Source organism: Nitrospirota bacterium, from assembly GCA_020851375.1.
Taxonomy (GTDB): domain Bacteria; phylum Nitrospirota; class 9FT-COMBO-42-15; order HDB-SIOI813; family HDB-SIOI813; genus RBG-16-43-11.
This window is the reverse complement of the sequence record JADZCV010000044.1, coordinates 1-25,253: the sequence shown is the minus strand read 5'-3', so window position 1 is coordinate 25,253 and position 25,253 is coordinate 1. Positions and strand designations below refer to the sequence as shown.

At 45.5% G+C, this 25,253-nt stretch carries 32 protein-coding genes; 20 read left to right on the top strand and 12 right to left on the bottom strand.

Translation table 11 applies throughout. The features are described from left to right. The first annotated feature begins 46 nt into the window (after window positions 1–46). On the top strand, window positions 47–1,147 hold the full coding sequence (dnaJ, locus tag IT393_08235; protein MCC7202629.1) for a molecular chaperone DnaJ: 1,101 nt from the start codon (window positions 47–49) through the stop codon (window positions 1,145–1,147). An 87-nt stretch (window positions 1,148–1,234) separates the two neighbouring features. Further along, complete coding sequence (locus IT393_08230; GenBank protein MCC7202628.1) at window positions 1,235–1,936, top strand: 16S rRNA (uracil(1498)-N(3))-methyltransferase; 702 nt, start codon at window positions 1,235–1,237, stop codon at window positions 1,934–1,936. An 11-nt stretch (window positions 1,937–1,947) separates the two neighbouring features. On the opposite strand, the gene amrB is transcribed toward IT393_08230, so the two are convergent. Genes amrB through IT393_08215 form a run of 3 tightly spaced genes read right to left on the bottom strand, consistent with a single transcriptional unit; the run spans window position 1,948 to window position 4,829 of the window. Then, on the bottom strand, window positions 1,948–2,751 hold the full coding sequence (amrB, locus tag IT393_08225) for an AmmeMemoRadiSam system protein B (GenBank protein ID MCC7202627.1): 804 nt from the start codon (window positions 2,749–2,751) through the stop codon (window positions 1,948–1,950). Between the two features lie 35 nt (window positions 2,752–2,786). After that, entirely contained in the window at window positions 2,787–4,520 is a 1,734-nt protein-coding gene (locus IT393_08220; protein MCC7202626.1) for an adenosylcobalamin-dependent ribonucleoside-diphosphate reductase, read from the bottom strand. A gap of 60 nt (window positions 4,521–4,580) precedes the next feature. Next, window positions 4,581–4,829, bottom strand: a complete 249-nt coding sequence (locus IT393_08215) for a hypothetical protein (protein ID MCC7202625.1) — start codon at window positions 4,827–4,829, stop codon at window positions 4,581–4,583. A gap of 201 nt (window positions 4,830–5,030) precedes the next feature. On the opposite strand from IT393_08215, the gene thiS reads away from it, so the two are divergent. From thiS to IT393_08170, 9 genes are read left to right on the top strand one after another with little or no spacing between them, the layout of a single operon-like run. Further along, complete coding sequence (gene thiS, locus IT393_08210; GenBank protein ID MCC7202624.1) at window positions 5,031–5,234, top strand: sulfur carrier protein ThiS; 204 nt, start codon at window positions 5,031–5,033, stop codon at window positions 5,232–5,234. Further along, window positions 5,231–6,160: a cysteine synthase A gene (cysK, locus tag IT393_08205; protein MCC7202623.1), complete on the top strand. Its 930-nt coding sequence runs from the start codon at window positions 5,231–5,233 to the stop codon at window positions 6,158–6,160. The genes thiS and cysK overlap by 4 nt, the downstream gene beginning before the upstream one ends. A 55-nt stretch (window positions 6,161–6,215) precedes the next feature. Beyond that, window positions 6,216–7,016: a molybdopterin-synthase adenylyltransferase MoeB gene (moeB, locus tag IT393_08200; GenBank protein ID MCC7202622.1), complete on the top strand. Its 801-nt coding sequence runs from the start codon at window positions 6,216–6,218 to the stop codon at window positions 7,014–7,016. Further along, window positions 6,991–8,262, top strand: a complete 1,272-nt coding sequence (locus IT393_08195) for a threonine synthase (GenBank protein ID MCC7202621.1) — start codon at window positions 6,991–6,993, stop codon at window positions 8,260–8,262. Before moeB (IT393_08200) ends, IT393_08195 begins: the two co-directional genes overlap by 26 nt. 10 nt (window positions 8,263–8,272) lie before the next feature. Next, on the top strand, window positions 8,273–8,548 hold the full coding sequence (locus tag IT393_08190) for a MoaD/ThiS family protein (GenBank protein ID MCC7202620.1): 276 nt from the start codon (window positions 8,273–8,275) through the stop codon (window positions 8,546–8,548). Between the two features lie 4 nt (window positions 8,549–8,552). Beyond that, window positions 8,553–8,792, top strand: coding sequence for an NIL domain-containing protein (locus tag IT393_08185; GenBank protein ID MCC7202619.1), 240 nt, complete (start codon window positions 8,553–8,555; stop codon window positions 8,790–8,792). Between the two features lie 7 nt (window positions 8,793–8,799). Continuing rightward, complete coding sequence (gene moeB, locus IT393_08180; protein ID MCC7202618.1) at window positions 8,800–9,606, top strand: molybdopterin-synthase adenylyltransferase MoeB; 807 nt, start codon at window positions 8,800–8,802, stop codon at window positions 9,604–9,606. Between the two features lie 19 nt (window positions 9,607–9,625). Next, on the top strand, window positions 9,626–10,024 hold the full coding sequence (locus IT393_08175) for a M67 family metallopeptidase (GenBank protein MCC7202617.1): 399 nt from the start codon (window positions 9,626–9,628) through the stop codon (window positions 10,022–10,024). Window positions 10,025–10,027: 3 nt separating this feature from the next. Further along, on the top strand, window positions 10,028–10,261 hold the full coding sequence (locus IT393_08170; GenBank protein MCC7202616.1) for a hypothetical protein: 234 nt from the start codon (window positions 10,028–10,030) through the stop codon (window positions 10,259–10,261). Here IT393_08170 and IT393_08165 read toward each other — a convergent pair whose 3' ends face one another. Genes IT393_08165 through rnr form a run of 3 tightly spaced genes read right to left on the bottom strand, consistent with a single transcriptional unit; the run spans window position 10,262 to window position 12,947 of the window. Continuing rightward, window positions 10,262–10,528 carry a DUF507 family protein gene (locus IT393_08165; GenBank protein MCC7202615.1) on the bottom strand — a complete coding sequence of 89 codons (267 nt, stop codon included), beginning with the start codon at window positions 10,526–10,528 and terminating at the stop codon, window positions 10,262–10,264. A 7-nt stretch (window positions 10,529–10,535) separates the two neighbouring features. Continuing rightward, window positions 10,536–10,817 carry a DUF507 family protein gene (locus tag IT393_08160; GenBank protein MCC7202614.1) on the bottom strand — a complete coding sequence of 94 codons (282 nt, stop codon included), beginning with the start codon at window positions 10,815–10,817 and terminating at the stop codon, window positions 10,536–10,538. 15 nt (window positions 10,818–10,832) lie between these two features. Continuing rightward, the gene (gene rnr, locus IT393_08155; GenBank protein ID MCC7202613.1) at window positions 10,833–12,947 is read right to left on the bottom strand and encodes a ribonuclease R; all 2,115 of its coding nucleotides are present in this window, start codon (window positions 12,945–12,947) and stop codon (window positions 10,833–10,835) included. Window positions 12,948–13,086: 139 nt separating this feature from the next. Here rnr and IT393_08150 point away from each other — a divergent pair, with 139 nt between their 5' ends. Genes IT393_08150 through IT393_08130 form a run of 5 tightly spaced genes read left to right on the top strand, consistent with a single transcriptional unit; the run spans window position 13,087 to window position 16,333 of the window. Continuing rightward, window positions 13,087–13,413, top strand: a complete 327-nt coding sequence (locus IT393_08150) for a (2Fe-2S) ferredoxin domain-containing protein (GenBank protein ID MCC7202612.1) — start codon at window positions 13,087–13,089, stop codon at window positions 13,411–13,413. Next, window positions 13,413–14,243, top strand: a complete 831-nt coding sequence (locus IT393_08145; GenBank protein ID MCC7202611.1) for an MBL fold metallo-hydrolase — start codon at window positions 13,413–13,415, stop codon at window positions 14,241–14,243. Before IT393_08150 ends, IT393_08145 begins: the two co-directional genes overlap by 1 nt. Window positions 14,244–14,253: 10 nt before the next feature. After that, window positions 14,254–15,519, top strand: coding sequence for a Glu/Leu/Phe/Val dehydrogenase (locus IT393_08140; GenBank protein MCC7202610.1), 1,266 nt, complete (start codon window positions 14,254–14,256; stop codon window positions 15,517–15,519). 9 nt (window positions 15,520–15,528) lie between these two features. Then, window positions 15,529–15,972 (top strand): YaiI/YqxD family protein, encoded by a 444-nt coding sequence (locus IT393_08135; protein MCC7202609.1) that lies wholly within the window; start codon window positions 15,529–15,531, stop codon window positions 15,970–15,972. A gap of 7 nt (window positions 15,973–15,979) precedes the next feature. Then, complete coding sequence (locus tag IT393_08130) at window positions 15,980–16,333, top strand: DUF488 domain-containing protein (protein ID MCC7202608.1); 354 nt, start codon at window positions 15,980–15,982, stop codon at window positions 16,331–16,333. 6 nt (window positions 16,334–16,339) lie between these two features. Here IT393_08130 and IT393_08125 read toward each other — a convergent pair whose 3' ends face one another. Further along, on the bottom strand, window positions 16,340–16,594 hold the full coding sequence (locus IT393_08125; GenBank protein MCC7202607.1) for a flagellar protein FlaG: 255 nt from the start codon (window positions 16,592–16,594) through the stop codon (window positions 16,340–16,342). A 177-nt stretch (window positions 16,595–16,771) separates the two neighbouring features. On the opposite strand from IT393_08125, the gene IT393_08120 reads away from it, so the two are divergent. Together IT393_08120 and apbC are read left to right on the top strand one after the other, a co-directional pair. Then, the gene (locus tag IT393_08120) at window positions 16,772–17,398 is read left to right on the top strand and encodes a hypothetical protein (GenBank protein MCC7202606.1); all 627 of its coding nucleotides are present in this window, start codon (window positions 16,772–16,774) and stop codon (window positions 17,396–17,398) included. An 83-nt stretch (window positions 17,399–17,481) separates the two neighbouring features. Further along, window positions 17,482–18,522 carry an iron-sulfur cluster carrier protein ApbC gene (gene apbC, locus IT393_08115; protein ID MCC7202605.1) on the top strand — a complete coding sequence of 347 codons (1,041 nt, stop codon included), beginning with the start codon at window positions 17,482–17,484 and terminating at the stop codon, window positions 18,520–18,522. A 63-nt stretch (window positions 18,523–18,585) separates the two neighbouring features. On the opposite strand, the gene IT393_08110 is transcribed toward apbC, so the two are convergent. The 5 genes from IT393_08110 to IT393_08090 form a co-directional block, all read right to left on the bottom strand. Then, entirely contained in the window at window positions 18,586–19,179 is a 594-nt protein-coding gene (locus IT393_08110) for a superoxide dismutase (protein MCC7202604.1), read from the bottom strand. Between the two features lie 15 nt (window positions 19,180–19,194). After that, complete coding sequence (locus IT393_08105; protein ID MCC7202603.1) at window positions 19,195–19,581, bottom strand: transcriptional repressor; 387 nt, start codon at window positions 19,579–19,581, stop codon at window positions 19,195–19,197. Beyond that, the gene (locus IT393_08100) at window positions 19,581–19,769 is read right to left on the bottom strand and encodes a sulfurtransferase TusA family protein (GenBank protein MCC7202602.1); all 189 of its coding nucleotides are present in this window, start codon (window positions 19,767–19,769) and stop codon (window positions 19,581–19,583) included. The genes IT393_08105 and IT393_08100 overlap by 1 nt, the downstream gene beginning before the upstream one ends. A gap of 153 nt (window positions 19,770–19,922) precedes the next feature. Continuing rightward, window positions 19,923–21,341 carry an HD-GYP domain-containing protein gene (locus IT393_08095; GenBank protein MCC7202601.1) on the bottom strand — a complete coding sequence of 473 codons (1,419 nt, stop codon included), beginning with the start codon at window positions 21,339–21,341 and terminating at the stop codon, window positions 19,923–19,925. Beyond that, window positions 21,338–23,104: a HEAT repeat domain-containing protein gene (locus IT393_08090; GenBank protein MCC7202600.1), complete on the bottom strand. Its 1,767-nt coding sequence runs from the start codon at window positions 23,102–23,104 to the stop codon at window positions 21,338–21,340. The genes IT393_08095 and IT393_08090 overlap by 4 nt, the downstream gene beginning before the upstream one ends. Before the next feature lie 50 nt (window positions 23,105–23,154). Here IT393_08090 and IT393_08085 point away from each other — a divergent pair, with 50 nt between their 5' ends. Both IT393_08085 and IT393_08080 read left to right on the top strand, forming a co-directional pair. Continuing rightward, window positions 23,155–24,507, top strand: a complete 1,353-nt coding sequence (locus IT393_08085; GenBank protein ID MCC7202599.1) for an anthranilate synthase component I family protein — start codon at window positions 23,155–23,157, stop codon at window positions 24,505–24,507. 36 nt (window positions 24,508–24,543) lie between these two features. Continuing rightward, entirely contained in the window at window positions 24,544–25,212 is a 669-nt protein-coding gene (locus tag IT393_08080) for a hypothetical protein (GenBank protein ID MCC7202598.1), read from the top strand. The last annotated feature ends 41 nt before the right edge of the window (window positions 25,213–25,253 follow it).

Below are 25,253 nucleotides of genomic sequence, written 5' to 3'. Positions count from 1 at the left end.
GCCTTATTTATTTTGGACATGAAAAAGCTTCTGGAGCGGATAAGCGTTGGCCAATAAGAGAGATTATTATGAGGTGCTTGGTGTCGGACGTGATGCAACGGCTGATGATATAAAGAGGGCCTACCGCAGGCTTGCCCACAGCTACCATCCTGATAAGACGCAGGGAGATAAAGAGGGCGAAGAGAAGTTTAAGGAGGCGAATGAGGCCTATGAGATATTGAGTGACCCTGAAAAGCGCCGGAAGTATGATACATTCGGGCATGGGATGGAAGGCGCAGGGTTTGGCGGCGGCGAGGGGTTCGGTGGCTTTGGAGATATATTTGAGGACATCTTTGAAGACTTCTTTGGTGCTGGTACAAGACGGGGAAGGCGCAGCCAGAAAGGTGCGGATCTAAGATACAATCTTGGGATATCATTTGAAGAGGCTGCATTTGGTTTTGAGACAAAGATAAGCATACCACGAATGGAGGCATGTGCCTCCTGCAACGGTACCGGATCAAAGACTTCCACAAAACTTTCTGTTTGCCCTACCTGTAAAGGTACCGGTCAGGTCAGATTCCAGCAGGGTTTTTTCACACTCGCAAGGACCTGTTCGCATTGCAATGGAGAGGGGCGCCTCATAACAGATCCATGTGACACATGTCATGGCAGAAAGAGGATACAGAAGGAGCGCACGCTATCCGTTAAAGTCCCACCAGGAGTTGAATCTGGTTCGAGGTTGAGGCTTGCCAATGAGGGTGAGGCAGGGGTTGACGGCGGACCTCCCGGTGACCTCTATATTGTCATTACAGTTAAAGAGCATCCTTTTTTTGTCAGGGAAGGCAATGATGTCCTGTGCCAGGTACCTGTTAGTTTCGTCCAGGCTGCCCTGGGTTCCAAAATCGAAGTCCCCACTCTGAAAGGAGATGTGTCTCTTAATATACCGCCTGGCACTCAGCCAGGCAGTGCTCTACGCATAAAAGGCAAGGGAATTCCTGACCTCAGGGGGTATGGCACAGGTGATCAGATCGTAACAGTTGATGTCCGGATCCCCAAGAAACTTACCCCGAAACAGAAGGAACTCCTGGAGGAGTACGCCAGAGTCTCCGGTGAAGAAATAAATACCGGAAGCGGCAGCTTCTTTCAGAAGGTAAAGGATATTTTCTGAGCTGCACAATGATCGGACACTGGTGTTTATCGGGGATAAAACGTGTCTGTATTCTTCATCAATAAAAATCAGTTAACGGATAATAAAGTGAGAATAACAGGTGAACTATTAAAACACCTGCGTGACTCATTGCGCATAAAAAAGGGGGAAATGATATTCTGTGTTGACGAAGATGGGACTAAGTATGCAGTGCTTGCCACACATACAGGTCATGATCTGTTTGTTGGTGAAATAATAAAAACGACAGGCAAATCAAAATGTCCGGCAGTTTCAATTCATTTAGTTCAGTCGCTGCCTAAAGGACCTAAAATAGATTTTATCATTCAAAAGACAACAGAACTCGGCGTTAATTCCATAACGCCCCTTGTTTCAGAGAGGACTGTTGTAAAAATAGAAAAGGAAAGGGTTGAGGACAGGTTAAGACGATGGAAGAAGATTGCACTTGAGGCTGCCCAGCAGTCAAACCGCCTTGATGTGCCTGATATAACGCCTCCGGTCTCCCTGCATAATTATATAACATCATTTAGAAAAGGTGATTTAAACCTCCTGCTTTATGAAGGAGAAAAGAATAAGGGGATAAAAGGGGCAATATGTGATGCCAGAGAGGCTGAGGATGGCGTAAAGACTATAATATTACTTATAGGCCCTGAAGGAGGTTTTACTCATGAGGAGGTAGAAATGGCGGTGAATGCCGGATTTACCCCTGTTTCTCTCGGAAGCCGGATCCTTCGTACAGAAACTGCCCCTGTTGTTGCATTGTCCATATTGCAGTATGAGTTTGGAATGTGATGTTAATTTTGTCAGCTTATTGTCATCCCTGCATATCCCACCACCTGATCATAATCCCCGCTTACATCACCTGAGTTCATGTATTTTACGAGAGTTGCTGTTGTTGCGCCCAGTTCCAGGGCTGCATACAGCATTGTGACTGCCGGTGCAAAGCCGCACATGGTAATACCGTTCTCCTTTACAGTATGGTGAAGGCCTGCCGGATCAAGGGCGAGTATCTTTTCTATCGCCTTATGATCCTTTTCCCCGGCTGACCTGGCGGATTCATAATGGGTCATGTCAGAGCTTGCAACTATAAGCACATCCCTTTGAGTCTCTTTGATTGCAGAACTGATAGCGATACCTACCTCCCTGCATATCTCAAGTGCAGTGCTCATCATTGTAACAGGGACGATCCTGACATCCCTGATGAAGTATTGAATAAATGGTATCTGCACCTCAAGGCTGTGTTCTCCTGTATGTGCATCATAATCTTCTGATGCATATCTCGATTTTCCGGTAATAGCCCGTGCAAGCACTGAATCAACCACGGCTGTCCCGTTCGGCATTGACCACTCACCATCAGAAAACACTGAGACTGGCGCCCCCATACCTGTGTGATTGGGTCCGATCAGAATAAAAGTTTCCGGCAGAAGGACCCTGGAGAATACCGCCCCTGCTGCTGCTCCTGAGTAGATAAGCCCTGCATGAGGAGAAAGCACACCGATGGCTTTGATGCGGACAGCATCAGCATTTACAAATTTCCCTACCTGCTTTCTCAAACCATCCGGTGAAGATTGATAAAAGTAGCCGGCTACTGCGGGTTTTCTGATCATAATCCCCCCTGGAGGACGAATCCCCCGCGCTGATCTCAGCATAACAGAACATTTGTGCAACTTAGCACCTGTTTCGGCCTGCTTCCATTTCTGAAGACGGTGACCCCTTTGCACCCGAGTCTGAATGCTGTGAGAAATGCCTCTTCCACATCCTGTGCTGAGGCTGTTGCAGAAAGATTTATAGTCTTTGAGACTGCATTGTCAACATACTTCTGAAATTGAGACTGCATCCGTACATGCCATGACGGAGTAATATCAAATGCCGTTACAAATAATTGTTTTATCTCGCCCGGGATTGATGGAATTTCCTGAATTGATTCCCTGCGTGATATCGCAGAGACCAGTTCTTCATTATATATTCCGGCAGACGAGGCTATTCTCCTGAAAATTGGATTAATCTCAACAAGCCTTATGCTGTCGAGCACATCCCTTGCGTAGCTTACGGCGTAGAGGGGTTCAATTCCGCCGGAACAGCCTGCAATTATGCTGAGAGTGCCTGTCGGCGCTATGGTAGTGGTCGTTGCATTCCTTAAGGGAAGTGAACCGGGACCGTAATAAATGCTGTTATTATAATTGGGGAATGCGCCCCTTTCTTTTGCCAGCTTATAAGAAGCATTCTTTGAAGCCTGCTGTATGAATCCCATAATATCACCGGCAGTTTTCAGCGCATCTTCTGAATTATATGGGATGCCAAGCAATATCAGTGTATCTGCGAAGCCCATTATGCCAAGCCCAATCTTTCTGTTTCCTTTTGTGACCTTTTCAATTTCAGGCAGGGGATAGCGATTAATTTCTATGACATTATCGAGGAAACGGACAGCATCCTCTGTTGTCCTTGACAGTTTTTCGTAATCAATGCTGAATTTATTCCCTTTTTTATGCAGCATTTTCGTAAGGTTTATGGAGCCGAGATTGCAGGATTCGTATGGCAGCAACGGCTGCTCTCCGCATGGATTTGTTGATTCTATCTGCCCGATCTCAGGGGTTGGATTTGTCCGGTTAATATGGTCAATGAAGATGATCCCGGGATCCCCGGACTTCCATGCGGCTGCTGATATCTGTTTGAGTACTTCCCTGGCATTTAGATGCCGTACGGTCTTTTTATTTCTGGGGTTTAGAAGCGGATAAGTCCTGTCAAGCCTGACGGCCTTCATGAAATTATCTGTAACAGCCACTGATATATTAAAATTTACGAGTTCCTTAGGGTCATCCTTGGCCCATATAAATTCCAATATGTCGGGATGGTCAACCCTCAGGACACCCATATTCGCGCCCCGGCGCGTTCCACCCTGTCTTATTACCTCCGTGCCTGTATTAAATACCTTCATGAAAGATACAGGGCCGCTTGCTATGCCCCCTGTTGTAGACACACGGTCGTTTTTAGGACGAAGTTTGCTGAAAGAAAAGCCTGTGCCTCCCCCTGTCTGGTGTATCAGTGCAGTATTTTTTACAGCCTGGAATATGGAATCTAGAGAGTCTTCGATTGGGATGACAAAACATGCAGAAAGTTGTCCTAGTTCCCTGCCTGCATTCATTAATGTCGGGGAGTTTGGCAGGAACTCCAATCTCGACATCATTTCATAAAACCTGACAGCAGTTTGTTCCGTACTCTTGCCTGTTTTGAATTTTCTTTCAGATTGTGCAACGTGAAATGCTACCCGGTGAAACATTCCGGCGGGGTTCTCGACAACTTTACCCTGAGGGTTTTTCTTAAGGTATCTTTTTTTAAGGACTTTTAAGGCATTCTCTGACAGCCGCCGCGATATCATAATAATAAAATATCATAGTGCTGAACATAGAAGCAATACTCATCTGATTTGGCAAACCTTTTAATGCATTAGGACCTTGTCTATAACAATGTCACTTACTTTCACGCCAAAGCTTGGAGTGGACAGGAGATAATCTGCTCTGTTTCGCTGAAGGTTGATCTTGTTTTCACGAACCAACTTGTCAATCGCAAGGAATATTACATTATACGAATCAGTAAGGCATGATTCTAACTCTGAGAATGATATGCAACCCTTTTCTTTAACCAACACCAGTATTTTCTCTGATGTTGAGCTAACCTTTGATTCCATAAGGCACCTCCTGAGTTTGTTATTCAATCTGATTTCTTAAGTTATTTTCACCTCCTTCTGACAGGCTGTTTTCTATATGACTAACACTTTAATTAATACTTGTCAACTCATTTTGACAGCACCCATTTAAATATACACGCACTTGACAACTTTGACGCATTCCTGCTATTTTATATAATCTTTGAGGAGGGGCAGTATATTATGCGAATCAGGATTAATGGCAAAGAAGAGAATACAGATGTGATTTCAGTCCTGGACATTTTAAAGGCGAGGAATGTAGAGCCGAGGATGGTAGCTGTTGAAGTCAATTCGAAGATGATCGAACGTGATGACTATGGAACTACACAATTAAAAGATGGTGATGAGTTAGAATTTCTCTATTTCATGGGAGGGGGATTTGCATGAGTAAGAATATATACAGAAATTCCATTGACCTTATAGGCAATACCCCCATGGTAAAGATTAATAAAATGCCTGGCCTCAGCGGCGGCAGTGTTTATGCAAAGATGGAGTTATTTAACCCCGGAGGCAGCATAAAGGATCGTATCTGCCTGAGTATGATAGAGGCGGCAGAGAAGGCAGGAAGGCTTCGCCCTGGTGATACTATTATAGAGCCTACAAGCGGGAATACCGGTATTGGACTGGCCCTTGTTGCTGCGGTCAAGGGTTACAAGGCTATACTTGTCATGCCGGAGAGTATGAGTACAGAACGCTTTGGACTTCTCACGTCCTTTGGTGCCAGGGTCGTGTTAACACCTGCCATAGATGGAATGAAAGGTTCCATTATAGAGGCAGAGAGGCTTCTTAAAGAAAATCCGGACTACTTTATGCCGGACCAGTTTTCAAACCCTGCCAATCCTGATGCCCACAGGAGGACAACAGGGCCTGAGATATGGGATGTAATGAATGGAGAGGTAGACGCCTTTGTTGCGGCAGTTGGCACAGGAGGCACTATAACAGGTGTAGGCGAGGTTCTTAAAGAGCGCAAAAAGGGTGTCAGAATAATTGCGGTTGAACCTGCGTCATCTCCTGTTATATCTGGTGGTTCTCCCGGACCGCACAAGATCCAGGGTATCGGAGCAGGTTTTATACCGAGGGTCTTGAACAGGGATGTAATTGATGAGATAGTCCCTGTGACAGATGATGAGGCATTTGAAACAGCAAAACTGCTTGCAAAAGAAGAAGGGCTTATGGTCGGTATATCCTCAGGGGCCAATGTCTTTGCCGCGATGAAGGTAGCAAAGAAATTGGGGGCCGGAAAGAATGTAGTCACAGTACTGTGCGATACAGGAGAGCGTTATATCAGCATAGAAAAATACTTCAGAATGTAGAGGTTGACGCTGCAACTGTGCATTTTTGAACGTCAACCTGGCATGGAGGCTATAATTGAGTTTTACTGATGATCAGATTAAGAGGTACAGCAGGCATATAATCCTTCCTGAGGTCGGAGGCAAGGGGCAGAAGAAGATCCGCCAATCCAGGGTGCTCGTAATCGGCGCCGGAGGGCTTGGATCTCCTGCGGCATATTACCTTGCGGCAGCCGGGATTGGAGTGCTTGGTATCATTGATGGCGATGTCGTCGACCTCTCTAACTTACAGAGGCAGATAATCCATCAGACACCTGACATTGATAAACCAAAGGTAATTTCTGCTAAAGAGAAAATAGAGGCGCTTAATCCGGATGTAGAGGTAAAAACATATCATGAACTTCTGACCTCGCGTAATGCATTGGAACTTTTCAAGGAGTATGACGTTATTCTTGACGGTACCGATAATTTCCCGGCAAAATTTTTAGCAAATGATGCAGCAGTTTTTGCTGACAAGCCCCTCGTACATGGCGGGATACTCAGGTTTGTAGGACAGGTTATGTCTATTGTGCCGCATAAGACGGCCTGTTACAGGTGCGTGTTTAACAGTCCGCCGCCTGCAGGGCTTATACCGACATGTCAGGAGGCAGGTGTGGTCGGCGTCCTTGCCGGGGTAGTAGGTACGATACAGGCGACAGAGGTGCTAAAGTTAATACTAAACATAGGGCAACCGCTTAAAGACAGATTGATGACTTTTGATGCCCACAAGATGGAGTTCAGGGAGATCAAAATCAGGAAAAATCCAAAGTGTCCTGTATGCGGCGAAAATCCTACGATTAAAGAATTGATAGATTATGAACAAGAAGTCTGCAGCATCTGATATTTTAAAACAAAAAATCAAAGGACTTAAATGCAGGGAGTGTGGAAAGTTATATCCGGCTGTTGCACTGCACGTATGTGAGTTCTGTTTTGGTCCCCTCGAAGTTGACTATAATTACGATGAGATCAAAAAACAGATAAGCCGGGAGCGCATTGAGAACGGTCCCGGGAGCCTCTGGAGATATGCCGATCTCCTTCCGGTTGAAGGCCTGCCGACTGTTGGCCTGTATGCCGGTTTTACACCCCTGATCCATGCGAAGAATCTTGGAGAAGAGCTTGGTCTTAATAAGCTCTATATCAAGAATGATACGGTCAATCACCCGACGCTGTCATTTAAAGACAGGGTAGTGGCAGTTGCCATTACGAGGGCTAAGGAACTTGGTTTTACTGCAGTTGCCTGTGCGTCAACAGGAAATCTCGCAAATTCCGTGGCAGCGCATGCGGCTGAGGCAAAGCTTCAGTGTTATGTGTTTATACCCGGGGACCTTGAAGCAGGCAAGATACTTGGCAGTCTGATATACTCTCCCACTGTTGTTGCTGTTAACGGAAATTACGATGATGTAAACAGGTTGTGCAGTGAAGTGGCAGGGGAGTATAACTGGGCATTTGTCAACATAAATATCAGACCATATTATGCTGAGGGGTCAAAGACGCTGGCATTTGAAACAGCCGAACAGCTTGGGTGGAAGGCGCCTGACCATGTGGTTGTTCCTGTTGCATCCGGGTCTTTGTTGACAAAAATATGGAAGGGGTTTAATGAGTTTAAGACTCTTGGATTGATAGACAGTGTGCATACAAAGGTGAATGGAGCACAGGCAGAAGGATGTTCCCCTGTAGCCTCAGCCTTTAAAGAAGGCAGGGACTTTATAAAGCCTGTTAAACCGAAGACTATTGCCAAGTCAATTGCGATTGGCAACCCGGCAGATGGATACTATGCACTAAAGGCTGTTCATGAGAGCAAGGGGAGTGTTGATGCCGTCTCTGATACAGAGACCATTGAAGGGATTAAGCTCCTTGCCAGGACTGAAGGGATCTTTGCCGAGACAGCAGGAGGGGTCACTATAGCTGTTCTGAAGAAGCTGGTCATGAAGGGGCTTATACCGGCGGATGAGAGTGTAGTGGCCTATGTTACGGGGAATGGTTTAAAGACACAGGAGGCTGTGATAAACGCTGTCGGCGATGTCGTAAGGATAGACCCTTCTATGGATGCATTTGAAAAGTCTTTGAACATCAGGGAAAAATCATAAGAGGTGATACATGGCAATTAAGGTACGAATTCCCACACCATTACGCAGATTGACTGACGGACAGGGCGAGATTGATGCATCAGGAAAGACAATAGGAGAGATGCTTGGAGACCTCGAAGTAAGATATCCCGGAATTAAAGAACGGCTTTGTGATGAGGCAGGAAACCTGAGGCGCTTTGTAAACATTTACGTTAATGAGGAAGATATAAGGTTTAAACAGGGCAGTGATACGGCTCTCTCGGATGGCGACGAGGTTTCTATTGTCCCTGCAATAGCCGGAGGATAGACTGATGTCATATTACAGAATCAGGATTAATTTCCCTGAAGACAAGATCAAGGAGCCTCTCATATACCAGTTAGGCCGGGAGTTTAAAGTTGTTACCAATGTAAGAAGGGCGGATGTCAGAGAGAAGACCGGATGGGTTGAGCTTGAACTGGAGGGTGAATCGGGCGAGATAGAGAAGGCCGTTGAATCCCTGCGAGCTAAGGGAGTTAAAGTAGAACCTATAGAAAGAAATATTATAGAATAGGAATTGTATGGATTTTACTGAGGAGCAGGTTAAGAGATATAGCAGGCATATAATCCTTTCAGAAGTTGGTGGAAAGGGGCAGGAGAAGCTCTGTGAAGCCAGGGTCTTTATTACCGGCGCAGGCGGGCTTGGCTCTCCTGTTGCCCTCTATCTTGCCGCTGCAGGGGTTGGCACTATCGGTATTATTGATGACGATGTCGTTGATATGTCCAATCTACAGAGACAGATACTCCATTCCATGAAGACGCTTAATAAACCAAAGGTTGAGTCTGCAAGGGAAACCCTTGGGGCATTGAACCCTGATGTTAAGGTGGTTCCTTACAGGGAAAGGCTCTCTTCTGCGAATATAATGGATATAATAAAGGATTATGACCTTGTCCTTGACGGGTCAGATAACTTCCCCACAAGGTTTCTTGTAAATGATGCATGTTTCTTCAGCGGAAAACCGCTCATTTCCGGCAGTATCTTCAGGTTTGAAGGACAGGTTACCACGTTAAAGCCTCATGACGGACATCCCTGCTACAGGTGCCTTTATCCTGAGCCTCCTCCGCCGGGCCTTGTGCCAAGTTGTCAGGAGGCCGGCGTCCTTGGCGTCCTGGCCGGGACAGTCGGCGTGATACAGGCTACAGAGGCTGTCAAGGAGGTGCTTGGAATAGGCAGCTCGCTTGCGTCCCACCTGTTGATATATGATGCGCTTGGTATGAAGTTCCTGAAGGTCAGGACTCAAAAAGATCCAAACTGTTTTCTGTGTGGCAAAGAGAAAAAGATTACCGGGTTGATGGACTACGAGCAGAGCTGTACACTTAAGATATAGCCGTTGTCCCCAGTTATCCATGCTGAGAATTCCACCTGAAATTGCGGAATCAATGATTGAACACGCAAAGAATGATTTTCCCCTCGAGTGCTGCGGGATACTTGGTGGAAAAAACGGCGTGGTATCGCACATATATCCTATGTCCAATATTGACCAGTCAAGGACAAGATACCTTATGGATCCGGCTGAGCAGATGAGGGTCTTTAAAGAGATGAGGTCACTTGGAACGGAACTCAAGGCAATATACCATTCGCACCCCAATCACCCTGCCTTTCCTTCACGGACAGATGTGGAGCTTGCCTATTATCCGGAGGCGGTCTACATAATCATCTCTGTCAATGACAGGATGGAGACAAAGACCGGGAGTTTCAATATAACGGGCGGGGAAATTACAACAGCGGCTACAGACCTTCAGTAGTATATGGTTAAACGCTCTGTCTATTTTGCAGCCGGTTCTGTATTGATAGTTATAGGACTGGCAGGGTTCCTGCTTCCATTTTTCCCTGGTTTTGTGCCGTTTATAATCGGGATCGCGTTAATCTCAAGGTCAAGCTCATTTGTAAGGCGGAATTTGTCCAAGCTCAGGACCGTATTTCCAAAACAATATGCAAAACTGCATGAGATAAAGGAAAAGATATCCCGCAGGAGAGGGTGATTATCTCCTGCGCTTCCTCATCTCCTCTTCAAAGAAGCGATTATACTGGTGGTTCCAGTCAGGGGTTCCTTCATCTGTCTTTTTGGTATAAGCGGCCAGTTTTTTTCTTACAATTGCATCCACTTCTTCATCTATGTGAACCTCAGCGGAAATCAAACGTTTGATCTCCCTCAATACCGACACATCGTCTGCCTTGAACGTAACGGGCGCATCCTTAATGCCCTTTAAAATTAGGTGTGACAGATGGTTTATCTTGTCTTCGCTCATTATCATATCAGAGAATTAATCCCCTTTCCTTAACAAGCTTGTCTTTGACCATCTGAAACATCTTCTGATAATTTACACTCTCCTTCTCAAGCTGTTTTGAATGACTTTTCAGAATTTCCCGGACCTCTTCATTGAGTTTGTCTTCGATCATCAGATCATCCATAACAGTATTTTCAATTTTTCTGATCAGTTCTTCTGCCGGGACGTTTGCAGAAATAAGTCCGTTCTTCAGGAGACCTTCGAAAATACCGGTGGCAAGGATTGAAACCCGTTCTTTTTTGAATTTCATGAAAATATATTAACATTATACCAGGGTGAAGTCTATCTTTCTGTTTTCCATATTTACCTTTTCAAGGCGAACACGTACGCTGTCTCCAAGCCTGTATATCTTCCTGGATCTGTCACCAAGAAGTCTGTGTCCTTTCTCATCCAGCCTGTAGAAATCGTCATACATTGAAGTTACACGAACGAGGCCTTCTACAAGAATGTCTTCCAGTTCTACGAAGAATCCGAATGAAGTAACCCCTGATATCACACCATCATATTGAGTCCCGATCTTATTTTGCATATACTGGAGCTTCTTCAATTCTACAACGTCCCTTTCAGCATCCATTGCCATACGTTCTTTTGCTGATGTCTGACTTGCAATCTCAGGAAGGATGACATCAAGCTGCTGCCTTATATCCTTTTTCAGATAACGCCGTTTAATGGTATCCTTTACCAGGCGGTGCACAATCAGGTCAGGGTATCTGCGTATTGGCGATGTAAAATGGGTATAATGCTGTGACGCAAGGCCGAAGTGCCCGATGTTCTCTACTGCATATCTTGCCTGCTTCATGGTGCGCAGCAGGAGCTGGTTAATCAATGCCTCTTCCGGCCTGCCGGTCAATTTATGCAGCAATTTCTGGAATGTTTTGGGATTCTGATGTATCAGCTTGTGGCTGTAACCTATTTCCGATATAAACTCGTTGAACTCAGAGATCTTGTCTTCATCAGGCGGCTCGTGCACCCTGTAAATTGAAGGAATTGGTTTGCCGGACATGTGGCGGGCAATTGTTTCATTGGCGGAAATCATGAACTCCTCAATTATTTGATGTGCTATGTTCCGTACTGATTTAACGATGTCTATTGTGTTACTCTGAAGGTCCAGTATTATCTCAGGCTCCGGCAGATCAAAATCTATGCTGCCACGCTTCATCCGTTTGGAGCGTATCTTAAGGCACAGCTCCTTCATAAGCAGAAATGTGTCCACAAGCCCTGCATATCTGGATATTATTTCCTGATCCTGATCTTGCAGTACCTTGCTGACATTGGTATATGTCATCCTCTCATTGCTGTTGATAACGCTTTCATAAATCTTATAATCAGTCCGGATGCCGTTGTGATCAAACAGCATTTCTACAGTCATGGTAAGACGGTCCGTCTTTGGATTAAGACTGCATATATGGTTGGATAGTTTCTCAGGGAACATAGGTATTACACGGTCAGGCAGGTAGACGCTTGTTCCGCGCGAGTATGCCTCCTGATCAAGGGGAGAGTCCCACGGGACATAGTGGCTTACATCTGCAATATGTACCCACAGGATATATTTCCCTCCGGCAGTTTTTTCAATAGAAACAGCATCGTCAAAATCCTTTGCCCTTTCCCCGTCAATTGTCACTGTCGTAAGGCTGCGAAGGTCCCGCCGGCCCTGCATCATTTCATTTGTAACCTCATCCGGAAGAGATTCCGCCTCTGACAGAATCTCCTGGGAGAATACCGCTGGAAGCCCGTATTCTTCAATTATCACCTCTGTGTCAATGCCAGGTGTCGTTGCCTTTCCAAGGACCTTTATAATCTCACCTTCCGGGTTCCGCGACTTCTGAGGGTATGCAGTGATTTCAGCTACGACAAGGTCGCCGTCCTTTGCCCCATGGAAGTATTTGGGGGCAATGAAAAGGTCATAACATATTTTTCTGTCTGTCGGTATGATGAAACCAAAATTCCTTCCCTTTTCAAACCGGCCTACAATCTTTTTGTGAAATCTCTCAATAATTCTGATAATTCGTCCCTCTCTCTTACCGTCTCTTCCGGATGCCTCGATTCTCGCGACCACTTTGTCGTTATGCATCGCCCCCATCATGCTCCTGCGGGGGATGAACACATCCTGTATGCCTTCTGTACCGGAGATCACAAAACCGTAACCGTCTGCATGACCCTGAAGAACGCCTGTTACAAGATTCATCTTCTCAGGAAGGCCGTAGCGGTCCCCGCGTATCCTGACTATCAAGCCATCACCCAGCATCTTTTCCAATGTTTCGTAGAACGTATCCTGTTTCTTCTTTGGTACTGATAGTACTGCCATCAGTTCTGTGAGCAGAAGGGGACGGTATGCCCTGCCCTGCATAAGCCTCAGTATATCGTTTCGTGTAAACTTCATTCCTCAGTCCTCCATTATCAGACCATACGGCAGTGCTGTGATCATTCCCTGTCTGAAGCCGGCCATGAAGCCGACTTGACAGTAAGCCTCCTTATAGGTTAACGTATTTTTCTATATTTTAAAAGAGGAGGAATTCAAGATGCCTAAGCCAAAACACCATATTGTTGTCTGCACTAACACCCGTCAACCGGGGCATCCCAAAGGATCATGCGGAGAAAAGGGTGCGCAACCGGTTGTTATGAAATTTTCTGAAGAGATGGAGAAAAGAGGCTTGTTTGGCAGGGTCATTCTTACCGGTTCTACATGTGTCGGAATGTGCAGCTCAGGAACGATTGTGATTGTATACCCGGATGCCGTATGGTATCAGGGGGTGAAACCGGAACATGTCAATGAAATATTGGATCAGCACATTGAAAACGGCAAACCTGTAGAAAGGCTCGTAATTCCGGATAGTGCGTGGGGATAATGAAAGTCCTGTTTCTCGGTTCAGGTACGTCAACCGGCGTCCCTGTAATCGGTTGTAAATGTGATGTCTGCAGGTCAGATGACCCAAGGAACAAGAGGACACGGTCATCTATTCTTATAACTGCCGAAGACACGGGGACAGAATTTAATTCTGTCCCCGCTGTATCAGTCAGTCCCGGCGGGGCTGATCACCGTGCAGCGGGAGTACGGAACATACTTATTGATACAACGACAGATTTGAGGTTTCAGGCCCTCAGATGCAGTATAGAGAGGGTAGATGCGGTACTTTTTACACATGCGCATGCAGACCATATTCATGGCATAGACGACCTGCGTTCTTTCAACCATATTCAGGGTGAAGCTATTCCATGTTATGGCAGGTCTGATACCATGGAGACCATACGCCATAAATTCAGTTACATCTTCGATGGATCTGCAAGGAGTGACTGGATTCCGAGACTCGATATTAATATTGTCAGCAGCGACTTTGTTTTGTACGGTCTCAGGATAAAGCCTCTTAAAATATTTCATGGGGATTTGACCATTTTGGGGTACCGGATAAATGATGTCTCGTATCTTACTGACTGCAATGGTATGCCTGAAGATACGAAAGAGCAGCTTAAGGGGACTAAAATACTTATTCTCGATGCAACAAGGTATCAACCGCATGCAAAACACTATGGTCTTGATCAGGCCATTGAAGTCATAAGGGAGCTGAAGCCGGAGCGTGCGTTTCTAACACACCTGTCCCATACGTTTGATCACAGTAAAGTGAATAGTGATCTTCCGCCGGGCATAGAACTGGCGTATGATGGGATGGAGATTAGTTGAGGATTGTAATATGACTGAAATTCCATCAGAATTCGATTCATCATCATACAGGGATGTCCTGGCCCGGTTTGATGCTGCTGCAGAGTGGTTTCGCCTCGACCCTAATATATGGAATAGGCTTAGACTGCCGCAGAGGGCGCTTTGCGTGACAATGCCCATCAGGATGGACAATGGAGAAGTGCATATCTTTCAGGGGTTCAGGGTTCAGCATGATTCCATTCTTGGTCCTACAAAAGGCGGGGTCAGATACCATCCGGAAGTAAACCTCGGCGAGGTGGCATCGCTTGCAATGAACATGACCTGGAAGTGTTCACTGACAGGCCTGCCTTATGGCGGCGCCAAGGGAGGCATAAGGTGCAACCCCAGGAGTTTATCAAAGCAGGAGCTGCAGCGGCTTACAAGACGCTACACTGCAGAGATATTTCCAATAATAGGTCCTGATAATGATATTCCGGCTCCTGATGTTGGAACTAATGAGCATGTCATGGCATGGATGATGGATACGTACAGTCATCAAAGGGGATATGCGGCGCCTGGTGTTGTAACAGGCAAGCCGATCTGTATAGGCGGTTCTCTCGGAAGGGAGGAGGCTACAGGCAGGGGTGTTGTATCTGTAGTTATTGAGTCCATGAAACTCCTTGGAATTAACTGTGAGGGGGCAACGGCTGTCGTCCAGGGTTTTGGCAATGTCGGCGCATTTGCTGCCCGCTTCCTGACTGAATTGGGAATAAAGGTTGTGGCAGTGAGTGATTCCACATGCGGCATCTACAACAAAAACGGCTTGGATATAGGCAATGTCACTGACCATAAGAATTCAAGGCGCACACTTCAGGGCTATCCTGAGGGAGAGATTATTTCAAATGAGGAGTTGCTGGAGACTGAGTGCACTGTAGTAATTCCTGCTGCGCTGTCAGGGCAGATCCGGGGAGATAATGCCCATAAATTAAGATGCAGAATGGTTGTCGAAGGGGCAAATAACCCTACAACCAAAGAGGGGGATGCGGTTTTGAGGGAAAGAGGAATATTCGTTGTCCCTGATATACTTGCAAATTCCGGCGGGGTTATTGTCTCGTATTTTGAATGGGTTCAGAATTTGCAGAAATATTTCTGGAAGGAGAAGGAAATAAATGAGAAGCTTCATGACTTTATTGTTACTGCATTTAACAGGGTGCTTGGATTTTCTCTCTCCGAGAAAGTGGATATGAGGATGGCTGCCATGGCAATTTCGATCAGGAGACTGGCTGATGCCCACGTGGCGAGGGGATTATATCCGTAAATAATTGCCATGCAGATTTATGTAGATGCAGATGCATGTCCTGTAAGGGATATAATACATGAAGAGGCCCTTCGGCGTGGTGTAAGGGTTACTATGGTTGTCAGCATGGCCCATAATATTAATGAGCGTGAAGGAATGTCGGTCCTGCGGGTTGATTCTTCATTTCAGGCAGTTGACATTGCGATAATTAACAGGGCTTCATCAGGCGATATAGTAGTTACTTCTGACTACGGGTTGGCTTCCCTGGTGCTTGGAAACGGTGTTCATGCCATCTCCCCGTCAGGCAGGGTTTATACAGAGCGCACCATTGATTCACTTCTCGAAAAGAGGCATCAATCAGCGAGACAGAGGCGGGGTGGCGGACGTGTTAAGGGACCCAGAGCAAGACACAGGGATGACGATGACAGGTTCAGGGAGAACTTTATAGAATTGATTGAAGGCATCAGAGTGTGATGGAAGTATGATTAAACTGAAACGTGTCTATGACAGTACAGAGCCTGATGATGGTTGCAGATACCTCGTGGACAGGCTCTGGCCGCGCGGCGTCAGCAAGGATTCACTCAAATTAGACGGCTGGTTTAAAGATCTGGCTCCCAGTGATTCCCTTCGCCGCTGGTTTAATCACGACCCTGATAAATGGGATGAGTTCCGGCGCCGCTACTTCATTGAGCTTGAGTCTCAGACGGATAAATGCCGGCTCCTTATGAAGGAGGCAAAAAAAGGTGTTATAACACTTTTATTCAGCGCAAGGGACATGAAATACAACAATGCAGTTGCACTGGCAGAATTTCTCAAAAAGAGTAAATCGGGATAAGCCCGGCTATTTTAACACTTTTTTGTCGTATAATCTTCCTGCCATATCGTATATCTGATCGTGAATTTCCCGCAGCTCCTGCGATGAGGGTTCACTGATAGTTTCTTTTGACTTATTGTCTATAACCTTAACTGATACGTGCCCTGCTTGTCCGTTAACATGCAGGCTTAAAGAGTAATCCTTTTTTTTCTTCCCTTTTCCGCTCAGTGGGCCTTTATTGAGATGATGCGATGCATGATTTTCAATCTCATTAATTTTCATATGTGGTTTCCTGTTGATTGTAATATTTTGTTCGTCAGCTTTCAGGCGCTGAGGTTTATTCGGAGTCAGAGAGTAAAACATTAAGGCCTTATTTAATTGCTGCATGGCTCATTAAGTAGTTGTAAACACCTGCCGATATTCAGTTTGAAATTCATCAATTAAGGCACAGGCAGGCCAGTGAAGTGCAGAAAAATTACATCATCAATATTATTGATCATATTTATAACCTTAATATCATCAATATCCTTACCAAAGGCATCAGCGGCCGGTCTTAAAGACATTTCTTTAATTGGACTGGCATTTCTGACAAATCTCAGTATTCATGAAACAGGACACTATTTAATAGCGAATCAGGCTGGGGCAGAAGGCAACAACCTGAATTTCTTTACCAGAGACAAAAACAGCTTCTTCCTTGGACTGAGTACAGTTACAAAGATTGATAATAAGGCGAAACCGGGTTATCACCTTGCAGGAGAAGTGGCATCCAACTGCACCTTTGAACTCGCACTAAGTCAGTACCGGGAAAACAACACAACATACAATCGTGCGCTGATGCTCTTCAGCATGACGGATTTTCTATGGTATACAGCTTATGCCTATTATGTAGCCCCATACAAGAATGGCAAGTTTGACCCTATTGGCATCTCAGACACTACAGGCATTGACAGAAGCAAGATATTTATGGCTGCCCTTGTCCATACATCCTTAAATGCCCTCCGCGTCTACACAGGAGATGACCGTGTGATTCCTTACTACATGATTGACAGGAATTATATAGGTCTTGGACTAAAGGTACCCTTCTGATATGACCTCCGTCATATTTAATTGACCTCTCCTGCAGTAATATGATTATATAGATATGTAACTGAAAGACTAAGGAGGGGACTATGTTGGTTACTGAAGCACAAGTGTTTGACGCCTTGAGGAGTGTAGAGGACCCTGACCTCAAAAAAGATGTGGTTTCTCTGGGCTTTATAAAAAAACTGAAGATAGAGGGTGGGGCTGTTTCCTTTGATCTGGAGCTGACTACACCTGCCTGTCCTGTCAAGGGACAGTTAAAGTCAGCTGCTGAAGAGGCAGTCAGGCAGATAAACGGGGTTACTTCCGTAAGTGTGGAGGTGACGTCCAGTGTTTCTGCACACAGGATTCCAGGCAATGAGGAGATACTTCCCTGTGTAAAGAACATTGTTGCTGTTGCGAGCGGGAAGGGCGGAGTAGGAAAGTCTACTGTGAGTGTGAGTCTTGCTGTAGCCCTGGCGAAGACCGGTGCAAAGGTCGGACTGCTGGACACGGATATTTATGGACCAAGCATCCCTATTATGATGGGTATCACAGAAAAGCCTGAGATCAGGGGGGAGAAACTTATTCCTATTGTAAAATACGGTGTGAGTCTCATGTCAATAGGATTTATGATCCCGGAGGATACCCCGCTTATTTGGCGCGGGCCAATGGTTATGAAGGCTGTTGAACAGCTTCTTACAGATGTAGAATGGGGTGAGCTTGACTACCTTATTATGGATCTGCCGCCGGGCACAGGTGATGTCCAGCTTACCCTGTCACAAAAGGTGCCTCTAACAGGTGCGGTAATTGTGACTACTCCGCAGGATGTTGCGCTTCTTGATGTGGTGCGTGGCATATCTATGTTCAGAAAGCTTAATGTGCCTATTCTGGGTGTGATAGAGAATATGAGTTTCTTCTCCTGTCCTCACTGTGGCGGGCGTTCGGAAATATTCAGCCATGGAGGCGGGGAGGCTGCATCAAAGAAGCTTGGTGTGCCGTTCCTGGGCGAGGTTCCCATAGACCTTAAAATACGTGAGGGCGGAGATGCAGGAAGACCCGTTTCTGCAGAGGATGCAGCGTCTCCTCAAAGCAGGATATTCATAAACCTTGCTGAGCAGCTGGCAGCAAGGATAAGCGCACTTGGATAGAGAAAAAGAAGATCCCTGTCCTTTCCCTCTCCTCAAACGGAAGAGGGAAAGGGATAGGTCGTTTTAAAACAGTTTTGATATCCTGTCGAGCCTTTTGTTTGCAACATCCCAGTTGATATTTTTCATAAATACGTCAATATAAGGCGGTCTCTTAACTCCATAGTCAATTGTGTAGGCATGCTCGTACACATCCATGACCAATAGTGGCCAGGCCATTGCAGGAAAGTTGAAGTGATGCGCATCAGCGCCATAATTATGGAGTTTGCCGTCCCAGAGATTGTAAGCAAGCACTACCCATCCGCGTACAGCCATTCCACAGGCCTTGAAATCCTCTGTCCATTTTTCAACCGATCCAAAATCCCTCTTGATGAGATCTGAGATCTGACCCGTTGGATTTCCCCCGCGTCCCCCCATGTTCTCAAAATACAACTCATGAAGGATTACACCGTTTAATGCAAATGTCTCATCTGCCTTAAGGCCCCGGTATTCGCTGTAAATCTGATTGGCCTTTGTACGGTCCGAAGTTTTGAGCTTGTCTTCGATCTCATTTAGCTTGTTTACATAACCAACATAAAGAATATCTCTGTGCTGAGAAATCTGGCTGTCAGACAGTCCTTCCAGTCCCTTCAACTCAAACTTTTTTGCCTCGTGTGACATTTTGTACCCTCCTTGTTAATTTGTGTCATGCTGGCATTCGCGGCATATGCCTGCAAAGCCGACACAATGATTAGTGATCTTAAATCCGGTTGCATCCGCCACCTTTTCCTCCATATCTTTAAGTACAATGTTATCTACATCTACGATCTTTCCGCAACTCTGGCAGGTGATGTGATAATGAAGATGAGGGTTTCCGTCAAAGCGCCCCTCATTGCCATCACATGAAATTTCTGTAACATCCCCGTGTTCCTGCAAAAGTTTGAGGTTTCTATATACTGTTCCAAGACTTATGCTGGGTATCTCCCGTTTGACTTCTCTGTATACCCAGTCAGCAGTTGGATGACCGTTGTTTTGTTTGAGTACCTCCAATATGAGTTTCCTCTGTTTGGAATGGCGTTGCATCAGTCCTTTTTCTTCCTCACATAGACCTTGTATACCATGTTTTCCTCCACAAGGCCTATGTACTCATTCCTGGTTGTGTTACACCAGGCAGGCATATCTTTTTTTATTCCTGCATCATCTGAAATTACTTCAAGGACATCACCCGGAGACATCTCTTTAATTTTTTTTGATGTCAGAATGATTGGCATTGGACAGAGTTGGCCAATAGTGTTAATCCTGAAATCAATTTTATCTGGTAATATCAATTATTCTCCTCGTAATAATAGTAATCATTACTAATAAATATAATACTTGAACTTTTCTTCATTTGTCAAGTTTAAAATTCCATTCATTTAGATTTTTTAATTGACGAAGTATTTGCTTACATCTATGCCATACTTCCTGTGGTCAATGGATTGGATTATGGCCATCTTTGATTCCCAGGACAAATCAATGGTTTCACCGTCTATTTCATTTCCATGAGGGTCAGTTATCAGTTTAATGCAGGGTTTGTGGATATTTGAAGGATTTGCATTGGCTCTGACTACTACTGCCATCTCATCAGTATTCAGAAGTACAATTGTGCCGACCGGATATATGCCGACTACATTGACAAATATCTTTAATAAGAGGGGGTCAAATGCAGTATCACTTTTTTTCATCATAAACGACAGGGCCTTGTCCGGGACGAGCGGCGACCGGTTATAGACCCTTGCTGAGGTCAGGGCATCGTAGCAGTCGCAGATAGTGGTTATCCTTCCGAAGAGACTTACCCGCCTTGCGGTTGCAAGTTTCGGGTAGCCTGAAAGATTGTAATTCAGGTGATGTTCAAAACTTGCAAGAATCATCCGGATTGCCTGCTCCTGAAGGCCCTTCAACCTGAGGAGAGTTTTCACTCCGTTAACAGGGTGAGTCCTCATAATCTTCCACTCTTCAGGTGTAAATTCTGAAGGTTTGTTCAATAAATCAATCGGCAGGTCAATCTTGCCAATATCATGAAAAAGTGTTGCCATGCCAAGGTCACTCATCTCCTTCCTGCTATAGCCGAGCCTTTGTCCTATTGCAATAGACAAGATGGAGACGTTTACTGAGTGATTATATGTATATTCGTCATAGGACCTTAGCGTGGTCAGACCGAGCAGGGTGGATTCCTCCTTGACCATCAAATCTACCATTGAATGAACAAGCCTTTTTGCCTTCTTTATCCCTACGGCATTCTTGAGTTTTGCACTATCCATGACGTCAGAAACAGCAGTGAGTGTTTTAAAGTACAGGTGCGTTGCCATCTCTTTGGAATCCTGAATCACGTGAATTGGAGTGTCATTGATTTCTGACGGTCTGTGCAATGAAATGTTGGTTATGCCCTGAGATGACAGTCTGGCTTCAAGCTCCTGAAACGGATCACCAGATTTCAGGTCTGCATTATTGAACGCGTACACAAACCCTGCAATCTCACTTGCCGAGGGTTGACTCAAAAATACTATTGATCCTATTCCGCGCCTCTTCATCTCATTTATGAGGGATGTACAGGCAAGGAAATTTTCAATATCCACCCGTATCTTTACGTCATCTATAAAGAGATGTTCCTGAAAAAGCCTGAGAGGAAATGGGCCGCCGCTGTCTAAAAGTGTTTTTACAGACTCTGCTGCCTTATCCAGGGCGGCAATGGTTGCAACATTTCTTGAGTCGTGAATCTGGGCGGTCCTCATGAGCTTATAGAGATTATTTGTAAAGTCTTTTCCGACAGAACCCCTTTTTTCTTCGAATATCCTGTCTGTCATACCTCCCCCTTCACAGTGCTTCTCAGAGTATCTTCACATATCTTTCTTATTACCTTGTCAGATGATGATGCACCCTCTCTTATAATCTCCATTGCGCCTGGGACTTTCATTTTTGTGAGAGCCTGAACTGAAAGTAGCCTCATCTCATCAGCCTTTGACTTGCCGAACAACCAGGACTTCTTCATCAACAACTCTTTTAGAAATGGCAGTTGATCCTGAGTCCCGAGTGTGGCAATCGCCTCAAACAGTTCCTTCTTCTCGTAACTCTCCTTACCGTCAAACTCCTCAGACGATATTATCTGCAGGATGCCCGGCAATGCCCTCCTGTGTTCCATGGAGCAGATTCTTTTTAATGCTGCAATGCGGACGGTGTTGTCGCTGTCATTAAGATATGATGCAAGCATGTTTTTTGCTTCGTCGCTTTTTATTTCAGACAGCGTATGGACTATTTCCTTCCGGACCCTTGGTTCCTTATGGTCCTTGATCCTCTTCAGATGGTTTAATACCTTTGCGTCTCCTATTCTTCCAAGGACATAAACTATGTTTCTGACAGTGTACCAGTTGCCATCCTGAAGTTTCTTCAGCACTGATTCAAGGTTATCCTTTGCAATTACGGCAAGCGCATCGCAGACGACCCGGCGGGCCTTTATATTTTCGAGAGTTGACAGCATAGTGGTCATAGGCGAAATTGCCTTGTTGTCCAGCATCGTAAGTATATTATAAAGTTCGTCCACATTTTCAGTTTTGCTTGCATTCAGTGATTCGGTAAGCTGCTGAAGGAATGCTTCATCACCAAGGGAATACAGGGTTGCCCGTGCTGTCTCAGCATGTGCCGGTCTGTTATCTTTTTCTGTTTCGGATATGGCCGTGATCCTGTTCAATGACCCGAGTGCGTGTTTATAGTCACCGCAAAGCGTCATCATCTTAACGGACTTTTCTACGTAACTCATTATCTCTGCATAACTTACGGCATCTTCTTCAATTTCAAGGATGTGAAAAAGGATGTCGAGCATTTCCAGTATAAGATCACTTTTAGCCTCCCTCTCCATCTCCTGTTTGATCGAATTTATCTCATCAGGAGAGAGCACGAATATTTCATCAAAAGGCTTGCCATAAATCTCTTCAATCTCGCGTTCGATGCCTGGTGCGCTGCTGCCATCCGCTGCCAGTGTCTGATCGTGTACGCTCTCCGACTTGTGTGCATTCCTGAGTGCGTCTGCGCTTTTAATCGTCACTGATTCAGCATCTGAAGATTTTCCTTCCGGTCTTCCGTCAGCAGCATCTCCGCTGTCTTCGATAACAACGTAACGGATATTCTTAAATTCTTTTTGCCACATCAATGTAACAATGTCATCATCACCGTCTGCATGGTCTCCGTTGCCCTGAATTACATTGATGAAATCAAGGAGCTCCTGCTCGTCAATGTTATCTGAAAAGGCCACCTCCTGTATCCCGTCACCAAAGAATTTGAACGCGATGCTGTCTTCTTTAACCGGATTGTTATACACGACCTCACCCTGGTACAGCAGGTCATACTGTCTGACTGCTAAAGTCAGGTCCCCGTATTCTTCAAGAAATTTGGTGAATTTCCCTGTCAGGTCAGAAATGAACTTATGCCTTACAGGACTATTGTCAGGATAGAGTTTAAGCGCCTTGAGGGCCTTGGAGAGAGACAGAAGGACATCAGATGCCATCTTTACTACGGCTTTTTTTTCGAGTTCATCAGAGGAGTGATTGTTAGTATGGTCCTTTACAGGATTCATGACGAATCTCCACTACGACTATATAGTTCTTTCTGATATAATTGTCCAAAATGTACACTCTTTACAACGAAATACCCTGGATTGACCCATTTGATTGTTTTATCCGTTTAAGGGGAGATGGACCATCTTTTCTTTTAGAGAGTCATGCTGGCAGCCCAAAAACTTCCCGCTACTCCTTTATCGGTGTTGATCCAAAAATAATTATTGCCGGAAACGCCGGCGACCATGATGTTTCTGAGCGGCTATTAAGAGAGTTGTTGACAGCCGGAAGGGTAGAGAAGACTGACGGCCTTCCTCCTTTTACAGGTGGTATAGTCTGTTGTTTTGGATATGGTTTCGCCCATCTTTTTGAGAACCTGCCGCACAATGCAGTTGATGACCTGCTGATTCCGGATGTTGTCCTTTTGGGTACAGACCTTGTTGTGGCCTTTGATAATGTTCTGAGAAAGGGCTGGATAGTGGGAACTGCAGGAGGGAACGGTCAGGATGAGCGGTTGTGCAGAGACAGGATCCGTGATGTAGAAAGGAAGATTTCACAGGGAAACAGGCTGCTAAAAGCCGGCCCGGAGATTTTCTCAAAGAGGGTAATGTCCAACCTTACAAAAAAAGAATATATAGACATGGTTAAGAGGTGCAAGGAGTACATATCTGCAGGTGATATATTTCAGGCAAATCTCTCACAAAGATTGTCGGCCCATATAAGGGGTATTGATCCATTGAGCCTGTACAGGGTGCTCAGGGAAGTAAATCCTTCACCATTCTCTGCATTTTTTGATGCCGGTGATTTCCAGCTTGTTGGATCTTCTCCTGAAAGGCTTGTGAGATTGCAGGACGGGATTGTAGAAACAAGGCCTATAGCAGGTACAAGGCCGCGTGGTGATGATACATTAATAAATGGGATCCTTCAGAAGGAGCTCCTTTCTGATGAAAAAGAGCGGGCTGAACATATAATGCTTGTAGACCTTGTAAGGAATGACATAGGGAGGGTTTGCAGGTTTGGTTCCGTATGCGCTGATGAGTTTATGGTCCTGGAGCCGTATTCACATGTTATGCACATAGTGTCCAATGTTACCGGCGAGATGAGGGATGACAGGGATGTATTTGACCTCATTGGCGCTGTTTTCCCGGGTGGGACCATAACAGGTGTACCCAAGATACGATGCATGGAGATAATTGATGAGCTTGAGCCTACCGCACGGGGTCCGTATACGGGTTCTCTTGGCTATATAAGCAACACAGGTGACATGGACTTTAATATTATTATAAGAACATTTGTGATCAGGGATGGATGGGCGCATGTTCAGGTTGGTGCAGGTATAGTTGCGGATTCAGACCCGGTCAGGGAATATAATGAGACACTTTACAAGGCTGAGGCATTAATAAAGACCCTCGAATTATTGTAGCTTTTGCTAATCGCTGAAAAATGTTATAATCCGGTCATGTCAGAAGGTCAAAGTAAATGGGAGCAGGATTTTTTTGATGTTGCAGAGACAATAAGGCTCAGGGACCCTCTTGCTTACATACTCGGTTCTATGGAGGAGGGGGAGCTTTTTGTATTCAAGTATCCTGATGCTGTCAAGCTTGCAGGACACTCATGTCCTGCTGTATCAGGCGCTTATAAAATAACGGCAAAGGCATTGTCAGCGCTGTATGGGCCGGAGATACCTGTAAGGGGGGAGATCAGGGTAGCTGTAAAGGGTAAGGCTACAGACCTCGCTTACGGCCCCATGTCGCAGGTCATATCGCTGATTACTGGTGCAGCGCCGGTAACCGGTTTTGCAGGATTAGGACGGAGGTTCAGGAGGAGAAATCTCCTGGTGTTTGATGAAGACCATTTTGAATATAATACGTTTATTTTTCAAAGGACAGATACCGGGAAAACGGTGTCAGTTACTTACAATCCGGATGTGGTGCCTGAAGACCCGGGTATGGGGGAGTTGATTCCGCTGGTTTTGACCGGACAGGCAAACAAAGAGGAGCATATGGCCTTTAAAAAGGCCTGGCAGGGAAAGGTAAAGATGATACTCCTTGATGATGACAAACTTCCGGGTCTGTTTGATGTAAGGGAGATACCAGCAGACCATTTTCCGCAGGTAATTAATAAATAAACCAGAATGCAGTCTGGAGCGGGCGACGGGATTTGAACCCG

What these genes read in the sequence shown, in the direction of transcription:
- IT393_08135 (MCC7202609.1), top strand. Translation starts at nt 15,529, where the DNA reads ATGCAGATTTATGTAGATGCAGATGCATGTCCTGTAAGGGATATAATA.
- rnr (MCC7202613.1), bottom strand. Translation starts at nt 12,947, where the DNA reads ATGAAGTTTACACGAAACGATATACTGAGGCTTATGCAGGGCAGGGCA.
- IT393_08185 (MCC7202619.1), top strand. Translation starts at nt 8,553, where the DNA reads ATGTCATATTACAGAATCAGGATTAATTTCCCTGAAGACAAGATCAAG.
- IT393_08165 (MCC7202615.1), bottom strand. Translation starts at nt 10,528, where the DNA reads ATGAGCGAAGACAAGATAAACCATCTGTCACACCTAATTTTAAAGGGC.
- amrB (MCC7202627.1), bottom strand. Translation starts at nt 2,751, where the DNA reads ATGATCAGAAAACCCGCAGTAGCCGGCTACTTTTATCAATCTTCACCG.
- IT393_08125 (MCC7202607.1), bottom strand. Translation starts at nt 16,594, where the DNA reads ATGAAAATTAATGAGATTGAAAATCATGCATCGCATCATCTCAATAAA.
- IT393_08150 (MCC7202612.1), top strand. Translation starts at nt 13,087, where the DNA reads ATGCCTAAGCCAAAACACCATATTGTTGTCTGCACTAACACCCGTCAA.
- IT393_08100 (MCC7202602.1), bottom strand. Translation starts at nt 19,769, where the DNA reads ATGCCAATCATTCTGACATCAAAAAAAATTAAAGAGATGTCTCCGGGT.
- IT393_08190 (MCC7202620.1), top strand. Translation starts at nt 8,273, where the DNA reads ATGGCAATTAAGGTACGAATTCCCACACCATTACGCAGATTGACTGAC.
- IT393_08170 (MCC7202616.1), top strand. Translation starts at nt 10,028, where the DNA reads ATGGTTAAACGCTCTGTCTATTTTGCAGCCGGTTCTGTATTGATAGTT.
- IT393_08175 (MCC7202617.1), top strand. Translation starts at nt 9,626, where the DNA reads ATGCTGAGAATTCCACCTGAAATTGCGGAATCAATGATTGAACACGCA.
- IT393_08215 (MCC7202625.1), bottom strand. Translation starts at nt 4,829, where the DNA reads ATGGAATCAAAGGTTAGCTCAACATCAGAGAAAATACTGGTGTTGGTT.
- IT393_08085 (MCC7202599.1), top strand. Translation starts at nt 23,155, where the DNA reads ATGTACACTCTTTACAACGAAATACCCTGGATTGACCCATTTGATTGT.
- IT393_08095 (MCC7202601.1), bottom strand. Translation starts at nt 21,341, where the DNA reads ATGACAGACAGGATATTCGAAGAAAAAAGGGGTTCTGTCGGAAAAGAC.
- IT393_08090 (MCC7202600.1), bottom strand. Translation starts at nt 23,104, where the DNA reads ATGAATCCTGTAAAGGACCATACTAACAATCACTCCTCTGATGAACTC.
- IT393_08220 (MCC7202626.1), bottom strand. Translation starts at nt 4,520, where the DNA reads ATGATATCGCGGCGGCTGTCAGAGAATGCCTTAAAAGTCCTTAAAAAA.
- apbC (MCC7202605.1), top strand. Translation starts at nt 17,482, where the DNA reads ATGTTGGTTACTGAAGCACAAGTGTTTGACGCCTTGAGGAGTGTAGAG.
- IT393_08195 (MCC7202621.1), top strand. Translation starts at nt 6,991, where the DNA reads ATGAACAAGAAGTCTGCAGCATCTGATATTTTAAAACAAAAAATCAAA.
- moeB (MCC7202618.1), top strand. Translation starts at nt 8,800, where the DNA reads ATGGATTTTACTGAGGAGCAGGTTAAGAGATATAGCAGGCATATAATC.
- IT393_08110 (MCC7202604.1), bottom strand. Translation starts at nt 19,179, where the DNA reads ATGTCACACGAGGCAAAAAAGTTTGAGTTGAAGGGACTGGAAGGACTG.
- thiS (MCC7202624.1), top strand. Translation starts at nt 5,031, where the DNA reads ATGCGAATCAGGATTAATGGCAAAGAAGAGAATACAGATGTGATTTCA.
- IT393_08145 (MCC7202611.1), top strand. Translation starts at nt 13,413, where the DNA reads ATGAAAGTCCTGTTTCTCGGTTCAGGTACGTCAACCGGCGTCCCTGTA.
- IT393_08160 (MCC7202614.1), bottom strand. Translation starts at nt 10,817, where the DNA reads ATGAAATTCAAAAAAGAACGGGTTTCAATCCTTGCCACCGGTATTTTC.
- cysK (MCC7202623.1), top strand. Translation starts at nt 5,231, where the DNA reads ATGAGTAAGAATATATACAGAAATTCCATTGACCTTATAGGCAATACC.
- IT393_08140 (MCC7202610.1), top strand. Translation starts at nt 14,254, where the DNA reads ATGACTGAAATTCCATCAGAATTCGATTCATCATCATACAGGGATGTC.
- IT393_08080 (MCC7202598.1), top strand. Translation starts at nt 24,544, where the DNA reads ATGTCAGAAGGTCAAAGTAAATGGGAGCAGGATTTTTTTGATGTTGCA.
- IT393_08105 (MCC7202603.1), bottom strand. Translation starts at nt 19,581, where the DNA reads ATGCAACGCCATTCCAAACAGAGGAAACTCATATTGGAGGTACTCAAA.
- IT393_08130 (MCC7202608.1), top strand. Translation starts at nt 15,980, where the DNA reads ATGATTAAACTGAAACGTGTCTATGACAGTACAGAGCCTGATGATGGT.